The sequence below is a fragment of the Mesorhizobium sp. L-8-3 genome, assembly GCF_016756615.1.
Classification (GTDB): Bacteria; Pseudomonadota; Alphaproteobacteria; order Rhizobiales; family Rhizobiaceae.
Map to the genome: position 1 here is coordinate 1112041 of NZ_AP023262.1, position 23452 is coordinate 1135492.

Annotated in this window: 23 protein-coding genes; 8 read left to right on the forward strand and 15 right to left on the reverse strand. The window is 66.3% G+C overall.

Translation table 11 applies throughout. The features are described from left to right. Window positions 1–4: 4 nt before the first annotated feature. The 5 genes from JN302_RS05105 to JN302_RS05125 all read right to left on the reverse strand — a co-directional run bounded on the left by JN302_RS05105 (window position 5) and on the right by JN302_RS05125 (window position 5451). Entirely contained in the window at window positions 5–1018 is a 1014-nt protein-coding gene (locus JN302_RS05105; protein WP_202310431.1) for an Ldh family oxidoreductase, read from the reverse strand. Window positions 1019–2155: 1137 nt separating this feature from the next. Continuing rightward, window positions 2156–2962, reverse strand: a complete 807-nt coding sequence (locus JN302_RS05110) for an ABC transporter permease (protein WP_202310433.1) — start codon at window positions 2960–2962, stop codon at window positions 2156–2158. Window positions 2963–2964: 2 nt separating this feature from the next. Beyond that, a complete protein-coding gene (locus JN302_RS05115; protein ID WP_202310435.1) occupies window positions 2965–3690 on the reverse strand; it encodes an ABC transporter permease in 726 nt (241 codons plus the stop codon). A 138-nt stretch (window positions 3691–3828) separates the two neighbouring features. Continuing rightward, window positions 3829–4608: a transporter substrate-binding domain-containing protein gene (locus tag JN302_RS05120; RefSeq protein ID WP_202310437.1), complete on the reverse strand. Its 780-nt coding sequence runs from the start codon at window positions 4606–4608 to the stop codon at window positions 3829–3831. A gap of 30 nt (window positions 4609–4638) precedes the next feature. Further along, complete coding sequence (locus JN302_RS05125) at window positions 4639–5451, reverse strand: ABC transporter ATP-binding protein (RefSeq protein WP_202332176.1); 813 nt, start codon at window positions 5449–5451, stop codon at window positions 4639–4641. A 220-nt stretch (window positions 5452–5671) separates the two neighbouring features. Here JN302_RS05125 and JN302_RS05130 point away from each other — a divergent pair, with 220 nt between their 5' ends. Then, a complete protein-coding gene (locus tag JN302_RS05130; protein ID WP_202314554.1) occupies window positions 5672–6520 on the forward strand; it encodes a dimethylarginine dimethylaminohydrolase family protein in 849 nt (282 codons plus the stop codon). Between the two features lie 4 nt (window positions 6521–6524). On the opposite strand, the gene JN302_RS05135 is transcribed toward JN302_RS05130, so the two are convergent. The 4 genes from JN302_RS05135 to JN302_RS05150 form a co-directional block, all read right to left on the reverse strand. Next, window positions 6525–6908, reverse strand: a complete 384-nt coding sequence (locus tag JN302_RS05135; protein WP_202310441.1) for a type II toxin-antitoxin system VapC family toxin — start codon at window positions 6906–6908, stop codon at window positions 6525–6527. Continuing rightward, complete coding sequence (locus JN302_RS05140; protein ID WP_202332178.1) at window positions 6905–7099, reverse strand: type II toxin-antitoxin system VapB family antitoxin; 195 nt, start codon at window positions 7097–7099, stop codon at window positions 6905–6907. Before JN302_RS05140 ends, JN302_RS05135 begins: the two co-directional genes overlap by 4 nt. A gap of 979 nt (window positions 7100–8078) precedes the next feature. Then, entirely contained in the window at window positions 8079–8396 is a 318-nt protein-coding gene (locus tag JN302_RS38955; RefSeq protein WP_244846207.1) for an SMP-30/gluconolactonase/LRE family protein, read from the reverse strand. A 796-nt stretch (window positions 8397–9192) separates the two neighbouring features. Next, window positions 9193–9609: a carboxymuconolactone decarboxylase family protein gene (locus tag JN302_RS05150; protein WP_202310447.1), complete on the reverse strand. Its 417-nt coding sequence runs from the start codon at window positions 9607–9609 to the stop codon at window positions 9193–9195. Between the two features lie 129 nt (window positions 9610–9738). Here JN302_RS05150 and JN302_RS05155 point away from each other — a divergent pair, with 129 nt between their 5' ends. Beyond that, on the forward strand, window positions 9739–10434 hold the full coding sequence (locus JN302_RS05155) for a GntR family transcriptional regulator (RefSeq protein WP_202310448.1): 696 nt from the start codon (window positions 9739–9741) through the stop codon (window positions 10432–10434). A 36-nt stretch (window positions 10435–10470) separates the two neighbouring features. On the opposite strand, the gene JN302_RS05160 is transcribed toward JN302_RS05155, so the two are convergent. The 4 genes from JN302_RS05160 to JN302_RS05175 all read right to left on the reverse strand — a co-directional run bounded on the left by JN302_RS05160 (window position 10471) and on the right by JN302_RS05175 (window position 14095). Continuing rightward, on the reverse strand, window positions 10471–11226 hold the full coding sequence (locus JN302_RS05160; protein WP_202332180.1) for an SDR family NAD(P)-dependent oxidoreductase: 756 nt from the start codon (window positions 11224–11226) through the stop codon (window positions 10471–10473). 22 nt (window positions 11227–11248) lie between these two features. Continuing rightward, a complete protein-coding gene (locus JN302_RS05165) occupies window positions 11249–12037 on the reverse strand; it encodes an SDR family NAD(P)-dependent oxidoreductase (protein WP_202310452.1) in 789 nt (262 codons plus the stop codon). A 2-nt stretch (window positions 12038–12039) separates the two neighbouring features. Further along, window positions 12040–13224, reverse strand: coding sequence for a serine hydrolase domain-containing protein (locus JN302_RS05170; protein WP_202332182.1), 1185 nt, complete (start codon window positions 13222–13224; stop codon window positions 12040–12042). Between the two features lie 70 nt (window positions 13225–13294). After that, entirely contained in the window at window positions 13295–14095 is an 801-nt protein-coding gene (locus JN302_RS05175) for an N-acyl homoserine lactonase family protein (RefSeq protein WP_202310456.1), read from the reverse strand. A gap of 140 nt (window positions 14096–14235) precedes the next feature. Here JN302_RS05175 and dctP point away from each other — a divergent pair, with 140 nt between their 5' ends. From dctP to JN302_RS05205, 6 genes are read left to right on the forward strand one after another with little or no spacing between them, the layout of a single operon-like run. After that, the gene (dctP, locus tag JN302_RS05180; protein WP_202332184.1) at window positions 14236–15252 is read left to right on the forward strand and encodes a TRAP transporter substrate-binding protein DctP; all 1017 of its coding nucleotides are present in this window, start codon (window positions 14236–14238) and stop codon (window positions 15250–15252) included. Window positions 15253–15310: 58 nt separating this feature from the next. Beyond that, window positions 15311–15838 (forward strand): TRAP transporter small permease subunit, encoded by a 528-nt coding sequence (locus JN302_RS05185; RefSeq protein ID WP_202332186.1) that lies wholly within the window; start codon window positions 15311–15313, stop codon window positions 15836–15838. Continuing rightward, window positions 15831–17144: a TRAP transporter large permease gene (locus tag JN302_RS05190; RefSeq protein ID WP_202332188.1), complete on the forward strand. Its 1314-nt coding sequence runs from the start codon at window positions 15831–15833 to the stop codon at window positions 17142–17144. Before JN302_RS05185 ends, JN302_RS05190 begins: the two co-directional genes overlap by 8 nt. Window positions 17145–17161: 17 nt before the next feature. Continuing rightward, window positions 17162–18082, forward strand: coding sequence for an NAD(P)-dependent oxidoreductase (locus JN302_RS05195; RefSeq protein ID WP_202332190.1), 921 nt, complete (start codon window positions 17162–17164; stop codon window positions 18080–18082). Beyond that, on the forward strand, window positions 18079–18795 hold the full coding sequence (locus tag JN302_RS05200; RefSeq protein ID WP_202310466.1) for an SDR family oxidoreductase: 717 nt from the start codon (window positions 18079–18081) through the stop codon (window positions 18793–18795). The genes JN302_RS05195 and JN302_RS05200 overlap by 4 nt, the downstream gene beginning before the upstream one ends. Before the next feature lie 44 nt (window positions 18796–18839). Then, window positions 18840–19712 carry an MFS transporter gene (locus JN302_RS05205; protein ID WP_244846208.1) on the forward strand — a complete coding sequence of 291 codons (873 nt, stop codon included), beginning with the start codon at window positions 18840–18842 and terminating at the stop codon, window positions 19710–19712. Window positions 19713–20151: 439 nt separating this feature from the next. Here JN302_RS05205 and JN302_RS05210 read toward each other — a convergent pair whose 3' ends face one another. Together JN302_RS05210 and JN302_RS05215 are read right to left on the reverse strand one after the other, a co-directional pair. Continuing rightward, a complete protein-coding gene (locus tag JN302_RS05210; protein ID WP_202332192.1) occupies window positions 20152–21546 on the reverse strand; it encodes an amidase in 1395 nt (464 codons plus the stop codon). Window positions 21547–22368: 822 nt separating this feature from the next. Beyond that, a complete protein-coding gene (locus JN302_RS05215; RefSeq protein WP_202332194.1) occupies window positions 22369–23124 on the reverse strand; it encodes an SDR family NAD(P)-dependent oxidoreductase in 756 nt (251 codons plus the stop codon). Window positions 23125–23452 lie beyond the last annotated feature (328 nt).

A 23452-nucleotide genomic window follows, 5' to 3' on the forward strand; every position in this document is an offset into this window, starting at 1 on the left:
GCGCTCAGCCGGCGGCGTCCCTCGCGACCGCGGCGATCCGCCGGTGGAGTGCCGTAGGCAGGCTCACGCCTTCCTGCCTGGCGCGATCGCGCGCCGCCACCTTGACCGGGCCGGGAATGTGGACCTGATAGTCCGCGGCGAGACGGGCCGTGTGCGCGGCCAGGCGTGTCTCGAAATCCGGCTCGATGAGCTTCGGGTCGAGCGCCAGCACGAAGAGGCCGGTGCCGGGCCCTTCCGAGCCGACGCCGAAGGGCGGCGCGTCGAGGGACCAGTTGGCGCCCGACAGGCCCGCCGCCAGCACTTCCACCATGAGGGCGATGTTGGCGCCGCGCGTGCCGCCGAAGGCGAGCAGCGCGCCCTTGACGGCCGCCGGGGCATCCGTCGTCGGCTGCCCCTCGGCGTCGATCGCCCAGCCCTCAGGGATCGGGCGGCCGGCATCGGCGGCGGCGCGGACATTGACGAAGGCCGTGGCGCTCGACGACTGGTCGACAAGCAGCGGTGCGGCCCCGGCGCGGGGTGCCGCGAAGGCAAGCGGATTCGTGCAGTAGACGGGCCTGGTCGCGCCTTGCGGCGCGACGATCGCCGGGCCGTTGGTGGCGGCGAAGGCGACGAGACCCTTTTCGGCCAATCGCCCTGCAAAGAAACCAAGCGCCCCGCATGTGAAGGCGTTCTTCTGTACGAAGGCGGCGAGGCCGAAGGAACGCGCCGCACCCACGAGGTCGTCGAAAACGCGGTCGAAGCCGAGATGGGCGATGCCGCCCCTGGCATCCGAAAAGACGATCGCCGGGGCCGGCCTGGTGATTGCGGGCTCGGCCTTGGCGTCGATGCGGCCGGCGGCCATGGCGTCGAGATAATCGAGGAAATGGGCGAAACCCACCGAGGGCTGGCCGTCGGCCTCGGCGGCCACGATCGACGTGGCGAGCGAGCGCGCGACATCGGAAGAGGCGCCGAGCGCGAGGCAGGCCTCTTCGCAGAGGACCAGTGCGGCGTCGAGGGTGAGGGTGGTGCGTTCTTCCATGTCTCGTCCTCCGTTGCGCCAATTTCCCGCGAAACGCGCGGGCTCGCTTTCGCCAGAACGACATGCTGCCTACAGCACGTCGCGTGAAGAAGGATTCTGTTCGGAGAAAAGCGGAAATGCTCTGGTGCATGATGTTTCGAGGATACGCTGCCCGGAAACAGTGCCGCCCCGTCTTCGTCATTCACGGCCGGGGCCCACGCGAAACGTAGGCGAGGCGACCGGGATTCCATGCCGTGAATGGCTCGTGGCTCCAAGCCCTTGAGCATTCTGCACCGGAGCAGTCGTCCGCGATGTCACGGCACGGATTCTCGGGTCACCTGCGGCTCGCTGCGCTCGCCTTCGGGCCCGAGAATGACGAAGGTGGAAGCTTGCTGCTCGGCGGCATGCGTGCCTCCCGGCCACGGCGATTGGTCGGATCGCCCTCCCCTCTTTCGTCATTCTCGGGCCGGAGCGCGTCGCGAAGCGGCGTGCGAAGTGACCCGAGAATCCATGCCGTGACCGAGCCGAAGGCCGCAGGTGGTCGAGGAAGAGGCCCCTATCCACCTGCCCAAGCCCGCTCTGCACCGAAGCAGTCGTCCGCGATCTCACGGCATGGATTCTCGGGTCACCTGCGGCTCGCTGCGCTCGCCTTCGGGCCCAAGAATGACGAAAGGTGGAAGTTTGCCTGCTCGGCGGCATGTGTGTCTCCCGACCACGGCGATTGGTCGGATCGCCCTTCCCTCTTTCGTCATTCTCGGGCCGAAGCACGCCGCGGAGCGGCGTGCGAAGTGACCCGAGAATCCATGCCGTGACCGAGGCGAAGGCGGTCGAGGAAGAGGCAAATCGCGCACGGCTGCTTCGGTGCAGAGCGGGCTTGGGCAGGTGGATAGGGGAGCCATCCTCTTCCTTGACCGTCTGCGGCCTTCGGATCGGTCACGGCATGGATCCACGGATCGGTGCGCCCTCCGCTTCGCTGCGTGCGCTTGTCCGTGGATGACGAAGCGGAGATGTTGCCGCTGATCACCCACGACCATCCTGTCATGTACCGTGGAAGGATTCACGCGACGCGCTTCAGGTTCTTGATTTGACACATGTCTCCCGAAACCGCCGCGCACTTTCGGGAGACATGCTTCAGGACCGGCAGCACCATGAGACGCTTCACCCGAGCCGGGCCGGGATCCGGGCTTCGAGTTTGCGGAAGAGGAAGACCAGGATGCCCGTTATGACCAGATAGACCAGCGCCAGGAGCAGCAGCGGCTCGTAGATGATGAAGGTGTCCTGCCTGACTCGCGAGGCGACGGCGTAGATGTCGACCACGGTGATGGTGGCGACGAGCGGGGTCGCCTTCAGTTGCAGCACGGTCTCGCCGGCGAGCGTCGGCAAGGCGCGGTGCAGCGCCTGGGGCAGCCAGATGCGGCGGAAGATCTTCCAGCGGCTCATGCCGAAGGCGCGGCCGGCCTCCAACTGGCCGCGCGGCACGCCGGCGAAGGCGCCGCGCATCACCTCGCCCTCGTAGCCGGCATAGGACAAAGTGAGCGCCAGCACCGCATAGGGCCATGCCTGGCGCAGATAGGGCCAGAGCTCGGACTGGCGGATCCACGGGAACTGCGGGAAGAGCGAGCCCAGCCCGTAATAGAGCAGCCAGAGCTGCAACAGCAGCGGCGTGCCCCGGATGACCGTGCAGAAGGCATTGGCTGGTGCCGCGAGCCACCACGGCCCGGTCGCCTGGGCGAAACCGAGCGGGATTGCGAGAGCGAGCCCGAGCGCGCAGGTGGCGGCGAGAAGCCATAGGGTGCGCCAGAGGCCGGCGAGCGCGAGGCCGTAATATTGCGGCAGCCAGTCCCAGCGCATGAAGATCGCCGCGGCGGCGACGCCCGCGGCGGCGATCGCGATCAGCACAATGCGATGCGGCTGCAGCCAGGCGGAGCCGCGCGCCAGGGACAGAGTGAGGCCGGTCTCCGCCATGGTCAGGCCCTTCCGACCGAGGGCGCGCCGCGCCGGGACCAACGCTCGATGCGGCCGATCACGACGTTCGACAGCAAGGTGATCAGGAGATAGAGCACGCCGGCCGCGACATAGAAGGTGAAATAGGCCTTGGTCGCGCCGGCCGCCTGCCTCGTTTCCTGGGTGAGTTCGTTGAAGCCGACCACGGCCAGCAGCGCGGTGTCCTTGGTGGCGATCAGCCAGAGATTGGCGAGGCCGGGAATGGCGAAGGGCAGCATGGCCGGCAAGGTGATGCGCCGCAGCAGGAGGCCCGGCGGCATGCCGAAGGCCCGCGCCGCCTCGATCTGGCCCTGCGGCACGGCAAGGATCGCGCCGCGCAGCACTTCGGTGGCATAGGCGCCCTGCACCACGCCGAGCACGGCAATGCCCGCAACCAGACCGTTGATGTCGATCGGGGCGCGGCCGAGCCCTGCCAGGACCTCGTTGACCAGCGCGGTGCCGGCAAAATAGAGCAGCAGGATCAGCACCAGTTCGGGCACGGCGCGAACGACCGTCGTGTAGACCTCCAGCAGGTCGCGCAGCACCGGCCCGCCATAGAGCTTGCCATAGGCGCCGGCCGTTCCGATGGTGAGGCCAAGCGCATAGGCGCCCACGGCGATCTGGACGGAGTTCATCAGCCCGCGCAGCAGCGCGCCGCCCCAGCCCGGCGGGGTCGGGGCAAGGAGTTCGAAAATGCCCGTCTGCGACAAGGGAAGAAGCAGAAATTCAGGCAGGGCCGTTCCTCGCCAAATCGGCGGCGTGCCGGCTTGTGCCGCCGGTCACGCCCGCCTCCTCAGATGAACTTCCGCCGGGCGGCCGCGCGCGGCCGCCCACCGCAAGCGGCGCCGTCATTCGCCGTAGATGTCGAAGTCGAAATATTTCTTTGTGATCTCGTCATATTTGCCGTTGGCGCGCAGGGCCGCGATGGCGGCGTTGATCTTCTCCTTGAGCTCGGTGTCCTCCTTGCGCAGGCCGACGCCGACGCCCGGGCCGAGGATTTCCAAATCTTCGGCTACCACGCCCTTGAGATCGCAGCACTGCTTGCCCTGATCGGTTTTCAGGAAGCCGTCGAGCGCGATGGCATCGGCCTGGACGGCATCGAGGCGGCCGGCGGCCAGGTCCTGGTTGGCCTCGTCCTGTGTCTGATATTCCTTGATCTCGGCGGCTTCCGTGAAGTGCTTCCTGGCATAGGCCGAATGGGTGGTGGAGACCTGGACGCCGAGCACCTTGCCTTTCAGGTCCTCCGGGGTGGCGCCGAAGGCGACGTCCTTCGGGCCGATGATGGCCGTCGGCGTGTTGTAATATTTGTCGGAGAAGTCGATCGTCTTCTTGCGCTCGTCGGTGATCGACATGGAATTGATGATGACATCGATCTTCCTGGAGGTGAGCGCCGGGATGATGCCGTCCCAGGCGACGAATTCAAGCGTGCATTCCAGCTTGGCCTCGGCGCAGAGCGCCTCGATGAAATCGATCTCCCAGCCCACCCATTTGCCGGACGCGTCGGGCGATTCGAAGGGCGGATAGGGCTCGGGCGCCATGCCCACCTTGATGGCTTCCGCGCTCGCACCGAACGCGCCGGCAAGGGAAATGACGGCCGCGGCCGCGGCGGCTTTCAGAAAGTTCCTCATAAGTCTCCTCCCACTCTTTCTTGCTTGTTGTCAGGCCACGTTGCGCAGGAATTGCCTGAGCCGTTCCGACTGAGGCGCGCCGAAGATCCTGTCAGGCGGCCCCTCCTCCTCGACCAGCCCGTTGCAGAGATAGACGACATGGGTCGCGACCTCGCGGGCGAACTTCATCTCATGGGTGACCAGGATCATGGTGCGCCCCTCGCGCGCCAGGTCGCCGATCACTTTCAGCACCTCGCCGACCAGTTCAGGGTCGAGCGCCGAGGTCGGCTCGTCGAACAGCATCACGCGCGGCTGGATGGCGAGCGCCCGGGCGATCGCGCCGCGCTGCTGCTGCCCGCCGGACAGGAAGGCCGGATAGACGTCGCGCTTCTCGGCGAGGCCGACGCGGGCGAGCAGCCGTTCGGCCTCGGCGACGGCCTTGTCGCGCGGCACGCCGAGCACATGCACAGGCACCTCGATCACATTGTCGATGAGCGTCATGTGGCTCCACAGATTGAAGCTCTGGAACACCATGCCGAAACGCGAGCGGATGCGTTCGATCTGCCTGCGGTCGGCCGGCACGGTGTGGCCGTGGCTGTCGGCCTTCAGCCGGATCTCCTCGCCATTGACGCGGATAATGCCGCTGGTCGGGTTCTCCAGGCAGTTGATGCAGCGTAAGAGCGTCGACTTGCCCGATCCCGAGCCCCCGATGATGGCCACCACGTCGCCGTAGCGCGCCGAGAGCGACACGCCCTTCAGCACATGGAGCTGCCCGAACTTCTTGTGCAGGTTCTCGACATGGATGGCTTCGGCGGCCGCGTCGCGCGTGGGGATGGGCACTCGCGGGGCGCTCGAAACCGTCATGCGCGGCCTCGCCCTCGCTGCCGGTCCCTGCAGGATGTTCTGCGCATGAGGCCTCGTCTTGCCGCTGAGCCGGCGAACAGGATGGACCGGCCAGTCAGCCGCCGTCAACCTCGGTTTTGGCCCATTGCCGGTCTTGGGCCAACATGGGTAGACATACCGGGAGTAGAAGCTGGTGGAGGATTTGAGCTTGAGCAGCGAACCCGAATTCGGCGCGCAGTCCATGGCCGCGCCCTTGCGACGCGTGCTGATGCGTTCGGCCGCGAGCGCGATGCACGGCGCCGACCGGCAGCGATGGCACTACGGCCCGGGCTTCGATCCGGCAAACGCGGCGCGCCAGCATGCCGCGCTGGCCGAACTGGTCGCGGCGTCGGGCGCGCGGATCGAATGGCTGCCCGACGAAGATGACGGGCTGGCGGATTCGGTCTTCACCCACGATCCCTCGCTGATGACCGACCACGGCGCCGTCATCCTGTCCATGGGCAAGCGGCTCCGCCGGGACGAGCCCGGCCTGCACGAAGTGGCCTATCGACGCCTCGGCATCCCCGTGCTCGGCCGCATCGGCGGCGCCGGCCAGGTCGAGGGCGGCGACTGCGTGTGGGTGGACAAGACCACGCTGGCGGTGGGGCGCGGCGTGCGCACCAACCAGGACGGCATCCAGCAGCTCGCCAATCTGCTTTCACCGCGCGGCATCGCCGTCTACGGCTTCGATCTGCCCTTGTGGCATGGAGAAGAAGCCTGCCTGCATCTGATGTCGGTCATCAGCCCGCTGGCCGACGATCTTGCCCTGGTCCATGCGCCGCTGCTGCCGGTCGCCTTCTACCAGATGCTCGGAGCCCGCGGCATCCGGCTGGTCGAAGGCGATCCGGACGAGTTCGCGGCCTCCCACGGCCTCAGCCTCAACGTGCTGCCGACCTCGCCCCGCGACGTCATCGCGGTGGCCGGCTTTCCCAGGACGAAAGCGTCGATGGAGGCCGCAGGCTGCACGGTGCGGACCTTCGAGGCCGACGCGCTCTGCATCGCCTGCGAGGGCGGCCCGACCTGCCTGACGCGGCCGATCTTGCGGGGGTGAGCGGTCACCCTGCTGTGCCGCCTTCGCTTGCGAGCCTCACGCCGGCCTTGCGGGCCGCAGCGCCCAGACGCTTATCGCGGGTCCACAACTCGGCCCGGCCGTCAATCAGAGTTGATGCAAGGAGATGCGCGCCGGAATAGTCGATGCCCATGCTGCAGAGTTGATGCCGCTCGACCATTTCCATCACCTCCGCATGGGTGGCCACGGCGATCTCACGAAGAGCCTCCAGATACGCGAGAGTGGACGCTCGATTGCGCAGGCTTCCCAAAGCAAGTTCGCCGATGACGACCGGATGGCACAGCATCATGTCGTCAGCGAGGGTCCGCGACAATTCGGCGTCGGCGTGACGGAAGTGGTCGATCCAGATTCCCGTGTCGGCAAGCTTCACCGATCAGGCCGCCGGCGCGGTGCTGCCTCGGCATCGGTCATTGTTCCGCCCAAGGCGATGAGACGCCTGCCCGCTTCGACACGTACCAATGTCTCGAGCGCCTGGCGCACCACCGCGGCCGTCTCCTTCGTCCCGGTCAGCGCCTTTGCTTCTTCCAGGAGCCGGTCGTCCAGGTTGATCGTCGATCGCATAGCCGCCTCCTGTTCCTGCACCAAAACTGGCATCAACTGGTGCCAATCTCAATGCGCATATACCGTAGACTCAGGACAATCGGGTGAGTCAGCGCGTGACATATGTGGTGCGGGACCGCCAACCCCGGCAGTTTGAAGCACCGTGGGAGCGGCCTGCCGCGAAGCGGGCGCGCGTTGCCGTTTGCGTCATCCGGTCGTTCGCCACGGCCTTCGTTTCGCACGAAAATGACGCGAAACTCCGGCCCGGAGAACCCGTCCCGTCCTGTAAACAACTGGAGATTTACAGGACGGCCTGTTTTTCGGGCGCCACAGGACTCTTAGCCGGCTTGCACGTATCGGCCGGCCTCGCGGCCGAAGAGAATCGATCCGCCGACAGTGCGGGCGCAGGTCTTCGAAGGTGAAACGATCCGTCAGAAAATCGGCTCTGCCACCGCCGGAGTCAAGGAGGGTCGCCAAGACGTGAAGGCCGAACGCGCGTGTCGCTCGTCTTCCACCAGGCCGGCCAGGTGGGTGGCAACGATGTCCGTGCTGCCGCCGCGCGGACAGATTGATCTATCGATCGGTCAAGCAGGCTTCGAGTGCTCAAAGAAGGATGATGATCACGACCTCCAGGAGCAGGAGGACGGCGCAGGCCGCGGCCGCGACCGCATAGCCCCGCCAATATTGCCTGAGGTCCTCGTCGCTGCGGAGGGATTCGGCCATGTAGGACGGAGCCAGGCCAAGGCAGACCGGCAGCGGCAACGAGACGCGCCGGGACGCGGAAGACGGCGCGTTTCCGAGGCCCGCATTCAGGTCGGACGAATCTTCGAAGAGCCCATGCGATCTGCCCCTGGTATCCATACGGCACCTTTCAAAGCGGGCACGCTATGCGCAGGGCTTTATATTACTCCTGGCTAATGGAATACACAATACTTTCGCCTATGGACATGCGGTCAGCGCGTTATTCTGGGAATGCGCACCCGATAGTCTGTCGCTTGTCTCAGGTGATGTGCGCTCCGCGCGTCGCCACGTAGCAGGCGTAAAGCGACTGGCTGGCAGCCATGAAGAGCCTGTTGCGTTTGGTGCCTCCGAAGCGGAGGTTGGCGCAGACTTCGGGAAGCCGGATCTGGCCGATCCGCTTGCCGTCAGGCGCGAAGATGTGCACGCCGTCATAGCCGTCGCCGACCCATCCGGCGACCACCCAGACATTTCCCTCCTCGTCGCAACGCAGGCCGTCGGCGGCGCCGGTCTTGCCGTCCATCTCCATGCTGACGAAAGTTCGCGGGTTCCTCAACCTGTCTCCATCGATGTCGAACATCCAGATGATGTCCTTCGCCTCCGGACAGTGCCTGTTGCCGGTGTCGGAAACCGCTTGCAGTCGTTCGAGAAACGGAGGCCGTTGGCCTTGAAGGGCTGGTCGGCGACCATCGCGGTCTTGCCGCCGGCGTCGATCCGATAGACCGCCTCCTCGCGAAGAGGCTGGGGGTTATTTGCGGCCTCCGGCAATCTGTTCCCCTCATAGGCTGCGAACCAGCCGCCGCCTGCGTCGCTGAACCAGATCGAGCCGTCGTTCGGACCACGTCATTCGGCGCATTGAACCCCTTGCCTCGAATGTGTCGGCAAGCACGGTGACCTGGCCGCCATGCTCATAACGAACGACCTGCGGGCCTCGTGCTGGCAGGCACTCTGCCGGCCTTCATAGTCGAAAGTGTTGCCGTTCGCGTACTCCGACATAGAGCGGAATCGCCGGGAGACATGATAGTCTTCCTCCAGCCAGGACAGGGTCTCGTTGCCGGGGATGTCGCTCCAGATCAGGCCGCCGCTCGTGGCTCAAAACATCAGATTACACGCATCGCTGCTACCGCACCCTCCCGCGAAGCGGGTTCGTGCATGCTGAAGGGTTTCGTACGCCTGACGGCATCCGAAACCCTTCAGCATGTCGGTCGTTCGCGGCCGCTTCTTCCGTGCTTTTACGCGGACGTCGCCGACAGCGACGCCGCAAGCGGATTAGCCTCTCCCCCTCGACCTGCACGCTGGAGTCGTACAAACGAGAGCTTAGACGATCCCCGTGTGGCGACAGGAGAGGTGTCGTCGACTGCAGCGGCCAGAGCCCGTCAGGGCACGCTACTCGAGCCGAATGCCTTCATTTCGGTCAGCACCTCGTTCGCGGCCTTGAACGCGTCGAGGCCTGCGGGGATGCCGCAATAGACCGTCGCGTGCAGCAGCACCTCCTTAATCTCCTCGACCGTGACGCCGTTGTTGATCGCGCCTCGGACATGGAGCTTGATCTCGGCCGCGCGGTTCAGCGCGGTGAGCATGGCAAGGTTCAGCATGCTGCGGGTCTTGAGGTCGAGCGCGTCGCGCCCCCAGGCGTAGCCCCAGCACCATTCTGTGGTGATGTGCTGGAAGGCCATCATGAAGTCGTTGGCCGAGTTCACCGACCGGTCGACATATTCGTGGCCGAGTACCTGACGGCGCAGGGCGAGCCCTTCGGCAAACAGGTTCCCGATCGTCTTATCCTGCGTCGTCATAAGTGGCCTCTTGTTCTTTGACATACAAAATTACAATATGGCGAAGTTCGGATTCGCCGAGTTTACCGTCGTTGCACGGCTCCGGCAGAACGGACAAACACTGGTTGAACCGTCGACGGGAGTGCAGCGATGGCACTGACGACAAGCGCCAACGAAGACATGTCGATGCGGGTGCAGACCCTGCCTGGCTTGCGCGAGCAGGTGGCAGATCGGCTTCGCATGGCCATAGCGACCGGAAAGTTTCCGCCCGGCACCCGCCTCATCGAACGCGAACTCTGCGAGATGATGGGCGTGTCTCGCACATCGCTGCGGGAGGCGCTGCGCGAGCTCCAGGCCGACGGCCTGATCACGCTCCAGCCCAACAAGGGCTTGAGCGTCAGCGTCGTGACCGAGGGGACCGCGCGCTCGATATACGAGGTGCGCGCGATGCTCGAAGGACTCGCGGCTCGGCTGTTCGCGCGCAATGCGACCAGGGAACAGATGGCCGACCTTCGCCGCAGCGTCGACCGTCTCGCCGAGGTTTATGACAACTTCTCCTCCGAGGCCTTCATCGCGGCCAAGACGAGGTTCTACGATATCCTGCTGGAGGGTGCCGGCAATCCCGTGGCCGCCGAGATGCTGCGTCGCATCCACACGCGGGTCTCGCAATTGCGCGTGGTTTCGCTCTCCAGTTCGGAACGCGCCCAGCAATCCATTCGGGAGCTGCGGGAGTTCCTCGATGCTCTTGAGAGGCGGGATGAAGAGCGGGCATGGCAGGTCTGCGTCGCCCATGTCGAGGCGGCGGCCAAGGCGGCGCTGAAGACGATCGGTGCCGCGAAGCCGTGAGGCAGTCGATGGGGATGGCGCGGTCGACATGCTCGCCTACATCGACTTGACGGTGATGCCGCCGTCGGCGTGTAGCACCTCGCCGGTGATGAAACTGGCGTCGGGTCCGATCAGAAAGGCGATCGCAGCGGCGATCTCGGCCTCTTCGCCGAGGCGGCCGAGCGGTGTCTGCGCCCGGCGCTTGGCGTAACCCGCTTCGTCGACGATCGCACGGGCGCCGGGCGTCGGCACCGCTCCGGGCGCGACCGCGTTGACGCGCACCCCTTTTGGGCCGAGCTCCACCGCGAGCTGCCGGGTCAGCGCCACGATCGCTCCCTTCACCGCCGTGTAGGACGAGGTATTCGACGTGCCGAGATCAGCAACCGGCGAGGCGAGATTGACGACGGAGGCGAGCCTGTCGCCGCGGTGCGCAAGCAGCGCCTGCACCCCCCAAATGGCTCCCTTGATGCCGACCGCGAACATGCGGTCCAGCACCTCCTCCTCCACACCTTCCACGGGCCCGTAGCGGATGAAGATCGCGTCGTTGACGATGCCCGTCAGCGGCCCGAAGGCGTGCGACAGGGATGCGGCCGCGTCGAACACCGCCTTGCGGTCGGACGCGTCGGCGACGATAGCCATCGCCTTGCCCCCGGCGGCCTTGATCGCCTCGGTGGTATCGTTGGCGAGATCCGCGGCGATGTCGAACACGCCCACCGCCGCGCCCCTGGCGGCGAGCAGGCGCGCGGTCGCGCCGCCGATGCCGCGGCCCGCCCCCGTGACCAGGACCACCTGACCCGTCAGATCTTCGGACATGGTTTCTCCTCCCTCGCCGACATCAGGACTGCGCGGGACCCGGCACGCCGCCGTAAAGCCCCCAGAGTTGCGTGGCGAGCGTGCCCGAATCGACCGGAAGCTCGATGCCGGTGATCGCGCCGGCATCTTCTGACAGGAGGAAGGCGATAGCGTTCGCCACCTGCTCCGGTTTCACCAGGCGGCCGAGCGCTGTCTGGCGGATCATCGTGTCGGGGTTGCGGTCGCCGCGGGCGTAGCTCGCTTCGACCGCAGGAGTACGCGTCGGACCCGGGCAGACGCAGTTGACGCGGACGCCGCGACGGCCCCAGGCGACCGCGAAGTTGCGCGACATGTTGACGATCGCCGCCTTGGTGGGGCCGTAGGCCTGCAGCGGGCTGGAATTGAAGGCGGTGATCGAGCCGACCGTGACAATCGAGCCCTCACCGCGCTCGAGCATGCCGGCGCCGAAGGCGGTGAGCGTGCGGAACGTGCCGGTCAGGTTGACGCGCAGAATCGCGTCCCACTCCGCCTCGTCCTGCTGCTCGGGCGTATGCGGATTCTCCAGATGGGCGGCGACGGCGGCAAGCGCCGAGCACGGTCCGACCTCCTCCTCCACCCAGCGCGCCGCGTCGTCGATCGAGCCCGTGTCGGCGAGGTCGATCTCGCGGGCCACCGCGCCGTGGCGCGCCGCCACTTGTCGAGCGAGGCCCATGTTGCGGTCGAGCACGACGACCTTCCGGCCGTCGCGCCTCAAGCGGGCGACACAGGCTTCGCCGATGCCGCCGGCGCCGCCCGTGACGGCCGCGACGCGTTCCTGGGAGGATGCGGCCATGGTCAGAGCGCCTCGTAGAGAGCTTCGATGATGCGGCGGGCTCGCGGACCGTTGTCGCCGCGCGCATGCATCTTGTTGCAGCAGTAGGAGAAGCCGATCTTCGCGTCGGGATCGCCCATGCCGATGGAGCCGCCGAAGCCGTGATGGCCGAAAGCGCGCATGTTCGGACCCATCCACACGGAGACCGGGGTATTGAGAAGGACGCCGCGCGCCTGGTGATAGGGCCGCTCCTGCATCCTTTCGGTCTGGTTGTGCTGCTCGGTGAGCATGTCTTCGACGGTCCCTGCAGACATGAGCCGGACGCCGTCCAGTTCGCCACCGCGTGCGAAGGCGGAATAGATGCGCGCGACCGCCCGCGGATTGCCGTGGCCGGAGGCACTCGTGATCTCGGCGCGGCGCCATGCGGTGGAGTTGAGCGTGACCGGCAAAGGCTCGTTGGGAAACTGGGTGAAGCCCTTGGCCACCAGCGTGTCCGGCTCGCTGTCGCGCTTGGCAAGCAGCGTCCCCTCGACCGTCGGCACGAGCGTTGCGCAGCGGGCGAGATCGGCGTCCGAGAGATTGCCGTACTGGTAGTCGGCGCCGAGGGGTCCGGTGACCTCGTCCCTGATGAATTGGGGGAAGCGCTTTCCCGTTACCCGCCGCACGATCTCGCCGAGCAGGTTGCCCTGGGTGTGAATGTGATAAGCGGCGACCGTGCCTGGCTGCCAGATCGGGGCCTGCTTCTCGAGCGCCGCCACGATCGCGTCGCAGTCGAACACTGCACCCTTCCAAAGCGGGTCGAGCACCACCGGCAGACCGGCGGTGTGGTCGAGAACGTGGCGCACCAGCACGCCTTCCTTGCCGTTCTGGGCAAATTCGGGCCAGTAATGCGCCACCGGCTTGTCGGGATCGACCAGGCCGCGGTCGATCAGGATGTTGAACGCCATGCCGGCAATGCCCTTGGCCACCGACATCATGCAGACGATCGTGTCCTTTTCCCAAGGCTTCGAGATGTCGGCGTCGCGGTAGCCGCCCCACAGGTCTACGACCTTGTCCCCATCGACGTAGACGGTGGTGGCGGCGCCGATCTCTTCCTCGACGGCGAAATTCTCCGCGAAGGCGTTCGCGACCCTGGCGAAGGCCTCGTCATAGGTCCCGTGCAGGGGGAACTCGTGTCCACGCGCGGATACCGTCTTGTCGAGTTGCATGTTTCCTCCCTGGGTCTCAGATCGAAGCGGATATCAGTTTGTATGACAGTATGTCAACACTACAGTCGACTTAAGCCGGCTCGAGATCGAGCCGGACGATGTCCGGGAAACCCGGGATCAGTTCCGGCCAGCGCTCGCGCACCTGCGGATCGTGCCCCGCGATCAGGAGGGTCTCGTCGCCCCCGGCCAGTTCCTCGCAGCGGATGTAGCCGTCGAGCATCTCGCCTACATGATGGACGAGCGGGAAGGGCGCGCGGCGGATCCTGTTTTCGTTGAAATGGAAAGCGTCGGAGGCGAGAACCAGAGGCCCGCGTTCCGTCGCCACCCGCACGACCTGGAGTCCGCCGGTGTGCCCGCCGACTCGGTGAAGCGTGATGCCCGGGAATATCTCCGAATCGCCGTCATGGAAGCGGACGCGCCCGGAGTGGACGAGCCCGACTGCGTCGAGAACATCCTGCACGTTGAAGGGTACCCGCAGGCAGGCGTGACACATCGGCCGCCCGGTCGCATAGCGCATCTCCTCGTCCTGGAGATGGAAGGTGGCGGCGGGAAAGGCGTCCAGCGACCCGGCATGATCGTAGTGGAGGTGGGTGAGGACCACGTCCCGCACGGTCGCGCTGTCGACCCCAGCGCGCGCGAGCAGCGCCGCGGGGGTGTGGATCAGTTCGCGGCCCCGCTCCCGGGCGGCCTCCTCGCCGAATCCGGTGTCCACCACAACCAGGCGACCGAGTCCCCGGATGACCCAGACGTAGTAATCGAGCGGCATCGGCCCGTGATGGAGGTCCATGCCCGGCATGAAGTTCTCGTGTCTCGGGCGGTCGGGCGCGGTCCGCGCATATCGTAGCGCCAGCACCTCGTAGGTCGGTTTCATAGGCTCCTCCCTGTCTTCAGCATTCGAGCTTGAATTATCATACCGTCATGTTGTATGACAGCCTGCCATTGTGGCAAAGCCGCCGCAACGGTCATATCATCTCTGCGCCGATGCGCAGTTCGATCCGCGGGAGGATTCCGATGAAGTTTGCACGCCTTCGGGCGCCAGTCGCCGCATTCTGCGCCTTCGGCGCCAGCGCCGCCTTTGCGGAGGACTATCCAGAAATGTCGCTCCGCTATTCCTCCAACATCCCGGAGGTGGTGAACACGTCGAAGATAGACACCTACTTCTCCTCCGAGATCGAGAAGCGCAGCGGCGGCAAGATCAAGATCCAGCATTTCTGGGCCAACACTCTGGGCGGTGAGGCTGAAATGGTCGATCTCGTCGGCTCCGGTGCGGTGGACCTCGGCCTGATCGTGACCGGCAACCAGTTTTCGCGCATGCCGTTCACCGCCGTCACCAACGCCCTGCCCTTCACCTACACCAACGGACCGAAGCTGAACCGGCTGACCGCCGACATCTTCACCACCAACGCAACGATCAAGGCGGAACTCGACGCAGCGAACCTGCTTCCGCTGCTCTACCGCTACCTGCCCGATTACCGCATCTACTGCACCAAGCCGATCAAGGCGATGGCCGACCTGCAGAATACCAAGATCCGTTCCTACGGCTCCTTCGTGCCGGTGATGTTCGAATCGATCGGAGCGATCCCGGTCAACATCCCGCCGGTCGACATGATCCAGGCGATGCAGTCGGGCGCGATGAACTGCACCTACATGTTCAATTCGGCGGTGAAGGCATTCAAGATCGACCAGGTCGCGAAATTCGGCACCGACCTTTCCTTCGGCGTCATCAGCGCCCACACGCTCTTCATCTCGAAGACCAAGTGGGAGGGTTGGCCGCAAAACGTGCGCAAGTTGTTTGACGAAGTCGCCGCCGACGCGGAGAAGTTCGGCAACGAGCTGATCGCCGCCGACGAGGCCAAGGCCGTGGAAGGCCTGAAGGAAGCGGGCATGGAGGTCATACACTTCGAGGAGCCGGACGCGCTCAAGGCCAAGGTGCCGGACATGCTTGATGTTTGGGCCAGGAAGATGGACGAGATGGGCAAGGGCGCGGAGGCGAAGGAACTCGCCGACTACATCCGCGCCAACCGCTGATCCGATCCTTCTCCGCGCCGGCTGCCAATTGCCGGCGCGACAACGCTTCCGGTGACACATGGCTCTGCTCTCCCGGCTTGACCGTCTCCTCCGGCAGGTTTCCTATCTCGGCTTCCTCGCCGCCTCGTCCCTGCTTCTCGTCGTCGGACTGATGGGCGCGGCGGACGTGATCTCGACGAACCTCCTTTTCAAGCCGATCCCGGGAATGGTCGAACTGTCCGGCGCGCTGCTGGCGGTAATCGTGTTCCTCGGCCTCGCGGAAGCGCAGGCTCGCGGTTCTAACATCATCATCGACGTGGCGACCCAGAACATGGGGCCGCGCATGAAGCGGTTCTCGAGCATCGTCTCCCTGACGATCGCGGGCGTGGTCATGGCGCTGATCGCCTGGCAGACCACGCGGCTCGCGATCAATTCCTGGAACATCCGGGAGGTCGCTCTCGGCGCGCAGGCCTTTCCGGTCGCGCCGTTCAAGAGCGTGGCGGCCTTTGGGGCCTGGCTCGCCACCGCCGAGTTCGCGCGGCAGATCCTGCGGCTGATAGAGGGGCGGGAAGGGACGGCCGAGCCAGGAGATGGCCGCGATGCTTGATCCGCTGACCATCGGCTTCGTCGCCATCGCCGCCATGCTGGCGCTGTCGCTGATCGGCGTGCCGGTCGGCATCGCCATGGCCGCCGTCGCCGTCGTGGGGCTATGGACCGCCGGCGGCTCAGCCTTCGCGCTCAATACGTTGACCAACCTGCCCTTCGCGATGGCATCGGACTACAGCTTCGTCGTCATTCCGATGTTCGTGCTTATGGGAGCCATCGCGTCCGCCTCGGGCATCACTCAGGAACTGTTCTCCTTCTCCAACCTGGTGTTGCGCTCAACGCGCGGCGCGCTCTACCAGGCGACGATCCTGGCCTCGGCCGGTTTCGCTGCGATTTCCGGTTCGACGCTCGTCAACGCGGCCCTCTTCACCCGCATCGCGCTGACCGAAATGCTGAAGCTCGGCTACGATCGCGCCTTCTCCGCCGGCTGTATCGCGGCCGCCGGCACGATCGCAGCTCTCATCCCGCCCTCGATCAGCTTCGTCATCTACGGCCTGCTGACGGGGGAATCGGTGGCCGAGCTGTTGATCGCGGGCGTGGTGCCGGGCGTCCTTACCGCCGCCGCCTACATGATCGGCACCGGCGTTCTAGTGCGTGTCAAGACCGACCTTGCACCGCCCCCGCAGCCGAGCGCCAAGTTCTCCGAGATCGGCCGTAGTGCATTTGGCCTGTGGGCGACCTTCCTGCTCGCTGGGCTCGTCATTGGCGGCATCTATCTTGGCTTCACGACCCCGTCGGGAGCCGGAGCACTCGGCGCCATCGGCGCGCTTACAATCGCGCTGGCGCGGCGTCGCCTCTCGCGCGCCGACCTAGCCGACTGCCTGCGCTCCGCCGCCGGCGTGACAGCCGCGCTGTTCATCGTCATCATCGGCGGGCTGATGTTCACCCGGTTCTTCCTCGTGGCGGGCACGGTCACCTCCGCCACCGAACTGCTCCAGTCCTTCCAACTCTCGCCGATCGTGTTCATGCTGCTGCTTGTGGCAGTGTTCGTCGTGCTGGGCATGTTCATGGATCCTCTTGCAATGCAGGTGATGACGCTGCCCTTCGTCTATCCGATGGTCACCGCGCTCGGATATGATGGCGTCTGGTTCGGCGTGATCATGGTCAAGCTGGTGGAGCTCGCCGTTCTCAGCCCGCCCGTCGGAATGAACCTCTTCGCCGTCATCGGGGCCTCGGAAGGCAAGGTGAAGCTGCCGGAGATCTATCGCGGCATCGCTCCCTTCATCGTGATCGAGCTGATCGTGCTGGCGCTGCTCATCGCCATCCCGGACCTCTCGCTCTGGCTACCGCGCCAGATGTTCAACTGACCTACAAGGACCAACGCATGAACAGCACGACACGCCTTGGTTTCATCGGACTGGGAGCCATGGGTAAACCGATGACCGCCCGGCTCGTCGCGGCGGGGTTCACGCTTTCGGTCCACGATGCCGACGCAGCCCGCACTGCCAGCGTCGCGAAGACGCTCGGCGCTCGCGCCGCGACTTCCCCCAAGGACGCGGCAGCGGCGTCCGACATCCTCATCACCATGCTGCCCTCCAGCGCCGTCGTCACGGCGGTGCTGGAAGGACCGGACGGCGCGCTCGCCGGCCTAGCCGCCGGTACCCTCATCGTCGAGATGTCGAGCGGCGTGCCTGACGTCACCCGCGCCCTCTCCGAGAAAATCGCCGGCCAGGGCGTCGCAATGATCGATGCACCCGTGTCGGGCGGCGTGTCGCGGGCCACTAACGGCGAGCTCGCGATCATGGCTGGCGGCAACGCCGGCGCGATCGACCGCGCCGAGCCGGTGCTGAAGGCGATGGGAAGTTCGATCATCCGCACCGGTCCGATCGGCAGCGCGCACGCGATGAAGGCGCTGAACAACCTCGTCAGCGCCGGCTGCTTCCTGATCGGCATCGAGGCACTGTTGATCGGCCAGCGCTTCGGCCTCGACCCGGCGCTGATGGTCGACGTTCTCAACGTTTCGACTGGGATGAACAACGCGACCCAGAAGAAGTTCAAGCAGTTCGTGCTGTCGCGGAAGTTCGACGCCGGATTCGGCCTCGACCTGATGGTCAAGGATCTCGGCATCGCGCTCGGCGTCGCCACCGCCACCTCAACGCCGGCTCCTTTCGCTGGGCTGTGCAAGGACATCTGGGCGGCTGCGCAGAAATACCTCGGTCCCGGACAGGACCACACCGCGGTGGCGAAGTTCAGCGAACTCGTCGCCGGCTCGACACTGGGCGGCGACGACGCGGACGGGAAATGAACCCGGCGCCGCTCTCGGGGCAGACAGCCGCTGTCTTCGGCGGTTCGTCCGGCATCGGTCTCGCCACAGCCGAGGCGGCCCGCGCGCTCGGCGCAGAAGTGACGATCGCATCGAGGACCGAGGCAAGGCTGCGCGAGGCCGCGGCCCGGATCGGCGAGGCCGAGACCGCCGCACTCGACATCCGTGACGCGGAAGCCGTCAGGCGCTTTTTCGACCAGCGCGATCCTTTCAACCATGTCGTCGTGTCGGCGGCTGAACTCGGGGTCGGTCCATTGAGGAAGCGCAGTCTTGCGGAGGAGCGGGCGGCATTTGACAGCAAGTTCTGGGGCGCGGTGAACGTCGCGCATGCGGCGCGCATCCGCCCGGAGGGTAGCCTCACCCTCGTCTCCGGGATGATCGGCGTGCGGCCCACCGGCGGTGCCACCGTGCTCAGCGCCATCAACGCCGCGATCGACGCGCTGTCGAAGGCGCTGGCGACCGAGATGGCACCGGTCAGGGTCAACTGCGTTTCCCCCGGACGCATCGAAACGCCTTGGTGGGACTTCCTGCCTGCGGCTGAGCGCCAAGCGCTGTTCGACCGCACCGCCTCGGGCCTGCCCCTGAAACGGATCGGTCGCCCCGAGGAGATCGCGGCACAGATCGTCCACCTGATGCAGAACGGCTTCATGACCGGCGCCGTAGTGCTGGTGGACGGCGGCGGCAGCGTGGCGTAGCTGGCGTCCGAGGCCCCGAACGTCCAGAACAAGGGCAAGGCCGAGTGCTTTATTCAGGTCAGCCCAGCCCGCTCACCGTCGCGCTGCCGGTGACGGTGGCCCTGATGAGGACCGAGCGCGTGCCGCAATCGCGCGAGGCGCATGCCGGCCGCAGCGGCATCGTGCGCAACTGGACCCGGGCGGAGGTGCTTATACCATCGGCACCGGATGCTGACGCATCCGGTGCGCCTCAATCGCCGGCGCGGCCCCCTCCGGGCCGCTTGGCTTTCGCGCCAACGGGCGCGGCGCGCGGTCGCACGCTCCAACGGTCGATATCATCGACCGTTGGCATAAGCGATCCCGTCTTCTACCTGCTGCTGGTCGGCACGCTGGCGCCCGCCTTCATCGGAACCGTGATCTTCTTCCACCAGGGCTATCTGGTCGCGCTGCGCGGCTATGACCCGCTGGCCTTCGCCGCCGCCTTTCCCGTGATGTCGGTGGCGACGATCGTGTTCGGCCTGGTGTGCGGCCACATGATCGACCGGTTCGGCTCGCTGAGGCTGCTGCCCTTCGTGCTGCTTCCGCTTGCTGTCGCCTCGGTCGCGGCCGCGGCGATCACGCCGGTGTGGGGCATCTATGTGTTCATGCTGCTGCTGGGGATCAGCAACGGCTTCACCTTCACGCTGCTCGGCGCGCTGTGGCCGGAGGTCTACGGCCTCGCCAATCTCGGCGGCATCCGCGCCATCACCGTCTCCGCCATGGTGTTCGCGACGGCGGCTGGCCCCGGCATCACCGGCGTGCTGATCGACATCGGCATCGGCCGGCCGACGCAGTTGCTGTGGATGGCCGCGTGGTGCCTCGTGATGTGCCTGGTGCTGGCCCATGCGGCGCGCCGGGTGCGGGAGCGCGAAGCGCAGGCGGCCGTTCCGGCGCAGTGAGCGAAGCGGTACAACGCTTTTGTGGCGGCCTCGCCCGCCTCTGCCATGAAACGAGGGTGAAAGGTCTTTTGATTTCAGTCGGAAAAGGTTCAGCCAGATACCCCTCTCTGTCCACCTGATATCTCCCCCACAAGGGGGAGACCGGCTTTCATCGATGACGGCACTCGTCCTGCGACGTTGACGATTGGCGAATCCGAGCGGCCGGCAGGACAGAGAGGGGTGCGAAGGCACGCGGCACTTTTCATCCAGGATGGCGCCCGACGCCGGCCGGTGGGTCCGCCTGCCCGTCCTCCGCAGCAGCTGCGCTGCAGCTGCGGAGGGTGGACCGGCATCTTCTCCTCGCAAGACGAGGAGAAGGTAGACGGCCTCAGCCTCTCATCCATCCCGAAAGAACACCTACCGGCGTGGGCCACGCCGTCGCGCACTCCAAAGGTCGATCTTATCGACTGGTGGTATCAGCCAGCAGTTCCTCAACCAACGCCGCGACCCCGAGCAGATTCCGGTCCTCGTACCAGGGCGCGCAGAGCTGCAGGCCGACGGGCAATCCCTTCTTGGTCCTGCCGCAGGGCAGCGAGACGGCGGGATGGCCGGTGAGGTTCTGGGGGTAGGTGAAGGGGTACCAGGCGCCGCGCACGGTTCCTTCGTTGTGGCCTTCGATCTCGATGTCGCCGGTGGGGTCGACGTCGATGGGGAGCGGTGGCGCGGTGAGGGTGGGCGAGACGATGACGTCGAAGCGCTCGAACAGGGACTGGAAGGTCTGGAACAGTTTCGTGCGGGCGGCGGTGGCGTTGGCATAGTCGACCGCCGGGCAGGCCTCGCCCAGCGCGATCGTGTCGCGCAGGGATTTCGACACCAGCGCTTCCCGCCCCTTGACCGACGGGCCGGTGCGGGCGGCGAGGCCGACGCGCAGCAGCGTCAGGAAGACCGGCTCAAAGGACTTGAAGTCGACCTCGATCGGCTCGACAAGGGCGCCAGCGGCGGCGATCGCTTCGACCGCCCTGGCGGTGAGATCAGCGACCTCGGTCTCGACGCGTGCGCCGCCCCGCGCGATCCAGCCGACACGCAGGCCCCTGAGCGCGATATCGCGCGGCGGGTGCAGCGTCGCCGCCGCCTGGCCATAGGGATCGCGCCGATCGGGCCCGGCGATCGCCTCGAACAGCAGGGCGGCATCGGCGACGTTGCGGGCCATCGGGCCGACGAAGGAATTGGCGCCGAAGAGATCCGGGAGCTGGAGATGCGGGACGGCGCCCAGGGTCGGCTTCATGCCGACGACGCCGCAGCAGGCGGCCGGAATGCGGATCGATCCGCCGCCGTCCGTGCCGAGCGCGATCGGGCCCATGCCGGCCGCTACGGCGACAGCGGCCCCGGAGCTCGAAGCGCCGGGGGTGACCGACGGGTCGATCGGGTTCAAGGTGCGGCCGAAGAGCGGCGAGGTGGCCGACTGGACATGGCCGAATTCGGGTGTGGTGTTCTTGCCGACGAGGATGGCCCCGGCGCGACGGGCGCGCGCCACCGCGACGCCGTCCTCCTTCGGCACGTTGTTCTCGAAGAGCCGCGAGCCCATGGTGGTGCGCACGCCTGCCGTGTTGACCAGGTCCTTGACCGAATAGGGCACGCCGTGGAGCGGCGGCAGTTCTTCGCCCGCCATGACCTTGTCCTCGGCGGCGCGGGCCTCGGCCAACGCTTCGTCGGCCGTTACCGTGATGAAGGCGTTGAGATCGCGCCGCGCCTCGATGCGGGCGAGCACGGATTTTGTCGCCTCGACCGGGGAGATGGATTTTCGCCGGATCCGGGCGGCGAGGTCGACGGCTGTGAGGTCGGCGATGTCGGTCATGGGAGTTGTGTCCTCTGTTTTCGCCTCAGTCGCCGGCGCGGTCCGTCCGGGCCGCTTGGCGCCCGAAGTACCCCTCATCCGACCTCGCTTCGCGAGGCCACCTTCTCCCACAGGGGGAGAAGGCGGGAGCCTGGCTTAGCCGGCTCTGCAAATTGTCAGCGTTTGCGACCGGGGGAAGCGTTGCAGTAGGGTCTTCCGTTCTTCCCTTCAGGGAGAAGGCCGATGAGTTGCTCAAGGGGAGCGGGTCGTGTGACTTGACCGGGCGGAGGTCGTTGTGCGCGAGATATCCCTCATCCGACCTCGCGAAGCCTGTCCTCGGGCTTGCCGAAGGCAAGACCCGTGGGCGAGGCCACCTTCTCCCACCAGGGAAGAAGGCAGGAGACTGGCTTGGGCGGCTCTGCAAATCGGCGGCGTCTGTGATTGGCGGAGGTGGTGCAGCAGGGCCTTCACTTCTTCCCCTGTGGGAGAAGGCCAATGACTTGCTTGCGGGGAGCGGGTCGTGCCCCTTGACCGGGCTGCGGTCGCGGTGCCCGCAATACCCCTCATCCGACCGCGCTTCGCGCGGCCACCTTCTCCCACAAGGGGAGAAGGCCGGAGCCCAGTTTAGCCGGCTCTGCAAATCGTCGGCGTTTGCGATTGGCCGAGACGCTGCGGCAGCGTCCCCTTCTCCCCTTGTGGGAGAAGGTGGCCGCGCCCACGGGTCTTGCCTCCGGCAAGCCCGAGGACAGGCTCCGCGCGGTCGGATGAGGGGTATTTTGGCGATACGCGCATGAGGGCACCCCCACGTCGCGCCTCTCCCTGGTGACATGGCGATAGCCAACATCAGATCATCCAGCGGCCGCCGTCGATCAGCAGGCTCTGGCCGGTGATGAAGCGGGCTTCGTCGCTGGCGAGGAAGGCGACGGCGGCGGCGACATCCTCGGGCTCGCCGACGAAGCCTGCGGGGGTTTCGGCCTTGATGCGCTCGATGACCGCGGCCGGTACCCGGTCATGCGCGCGGGTGCGGATGGCGCCGGGGGCGACGGCGTTGACGGTGACGCCGTGCGGGGCAAGCTCGCGCGCCAGCGAGCGGGTGAAGCCGATGAGGCCCATCTTGGCGGCAGCATAGTCGGCCAGCCCGGCATCGCCGGCGAAGGCGGCGTCGCTCGCCATATTGACGATGCGCCCGCCGCGCTCGCGCATGGCAGGTGCGGCAAGGCGCGAGAGCCGCATGGCGCTGATGAGGGAGATCTCCAGCACGAAGCGCCAGACCTCCTCGCGCGACTCGTGGAACGGGGCGGAGCGCTCGCGTCCGCTCTGGCCGACATTGTTGATGAGGATATCGACCGGGCCGAAGCCAGAGACGACCCGGCCGTGGAAATCCGTCAGCGCGTGTTCATCCGTGCAGTCGGCGTCGACGGCGATCAGCCGCGCGGCGACGGCCTCGTCGAGGCCTTCGACCAGCGCCGACGTATCGAGGTCGATGACGCCGACCCGCGCGCCCTCGGTCATGAAGCGCCTGGCGATGGCCGCACCGATGCCCGCGCCGCCGCCGCTGACGATCACGGTGCGATTGTTGAAGCGGTCGGCGACGATCATGACAGTCTTCCTGATGGCTCGCTAGAGCATCGGATTTGCCCCGAGACCGGTACCCGCTTTCGGGCCCGATGCTCTGTCTCTTTGTTTTCGTGCAATTCCGGACGCAAAACCGCTGTGCGCTCTTGCTGGAATTGCTGTGCCGCGTGTGGCGCGAAACAGGTTTCCACAGTGCGCGACAGAATGGTCGTGGAAGTCACGTAGCGCGACGCGTCTGCACCCCCTTCTGTCCTGCCGGACATCTCCCCCTCAAGGGGGGAGATTGGCTGGCCGCCCGGGTTTCGCCAATCATTTACGTCGCAGCACCAGGCGTCGTGATGTACGACGGCCG

Bases quoted from the DNA above. Each gene is read 5' to 3' on its own strand.
- JN302_RS05165 (WP_202310452.1), bottom strand. From the start codon at position 12,037: ATGGCCGCATCCTCCCAGGAACGCGTCGCGGCCGTCACGGGCGGCGCC.
- JN302_RS05200 (WP_202310466.1), top strand. From the start codon at position 18,079: ATGAACCCGGCGCCGCTCTCGGGGCAGACAGCCGCTGTCTTCGGCGGT.
- JN302_RS05110 (WP_202310433.1), bottom strand. From the start codon at position 2,962: ATGGCGGAGACCGGCCTCACTCTGTCCCTGGCGCGCGGCTCCGCCTGG.
- JN302_RS05140 (WP_202332178.1), bottom strand. From the start codon at position 7,099: ATGCGATCGACGATCAACCTGGACGACCGGCTCCTGGAAGAAGCAAAG.
- JN302_RS05160 (WP_202332180.1), bottom strand. From the start codon at position 11,226: ATGTCCGAAGATCTGACGGGTCAGGTGGTCCTGGTCACGGGGGCGGGC.
- JN302_RS05170 (WP_202332182.1), bottom strand. From the start codon at position 13,224: ATGCAACTCGACAAGACGGTATCCGCGCGTGGACACGAGTTCCCCCTG.
- JN302_RS05185 (WP_202332186.1), top strand. From the start codon at position 15,311: ATGGCTCTGCTCTCCCGGCTTGACCGTCTCCTCCGGCAGGTTTCCTAT.
- JN302_RS05105 (WP_202310431.1), bottom strand. From the start codon at position 1,018: ATGGAAGAACGCACCACCCTCACCCTCGACGCCGCACTGGTCCTCTGC.
- JN302_RS05120 (WP_202310437.1), bottom strand. From the start codon at position 4,608: ATGAGGAACTTTCTGAAAGCCGCCGCGGCCGCGGCCGTCATTTCCCTT.
- JN302_RS38955 (WP_244846207.1), bottom strand. From the start codon at position 8,396: ATGTTCGACATCGATGGAGACAGGTTGAGGAACCCGCGAACTTTCGTC.
- JN302_RS05195 (WP_202332190.1), top strand. From the start codon at position 17,162: ATGAACAGCACGACACGCCTTGGTTTCATCGGACTGGGAGCCATGGGT.
- JN302_RS05215 (WP_202332194.1), bottom strand. From the start codon at position 23,124: ATGATCGTCGCCGACCGCTTCAACAATCGCACCGTGATCGTCAGCGGC.
- JN302_RS05210 (WP_202332192.1), bottom strand. From the start codon at position 21,546: ATGACCGACATCGCCGACCTCACAGCCGTCGACCTCGCCGCCCGGATC.
- dctP (WP_202332184.1), top strand. From the start codon at position 14,236: ATGAAGTTTGCACGCCTTCGGGCGCCAGTCGCCGCATTCTGCGCCTTC.
- JN302_RS05155 (WP_202310448.1), top strand. From the start codon at position 9,739: ATGGCACTGACGACAAGCGCCAACGAAGACATGTCGATGCGGGTGCAG.
- JN302_RS05150 (WP_202310447.1), bottom strand. From the start codon at position 9,609: ATGACGACGCAGGATAAGACGATCGGGAACCTGTTTGCCGAAGGGCTC.
- JN302_RS05175 (WP_202310456.1), bottom strand. From the start codon at position 14,095: ATGAAACCGACCTACGAGGTGCTGGCGCTACGATATGCGCGGACCGCG.
- JN302_RS05190 (WP_202332188.1), top strand. From the start codon at position 15,831: ATGCTTGATCCGCTGACCATCGGCTTCGTCGCCATCGCCGCCATGCTG.
- JN302_RS05130 (WP_202314554.1), top strand. From the start codon at position 5,672: ATGGCCGCGCCCTTGCGACGCGTGCTGATGCGTTCGGCCGCGAGCGCG.
- JN302_RS05125 (WP_202332176.1), bottom strand. From the start codon at position 5,451: ATGACGGTTTCGAGCGCCCCGCGAGTGCCCATCCCCACGCGCGACGCG.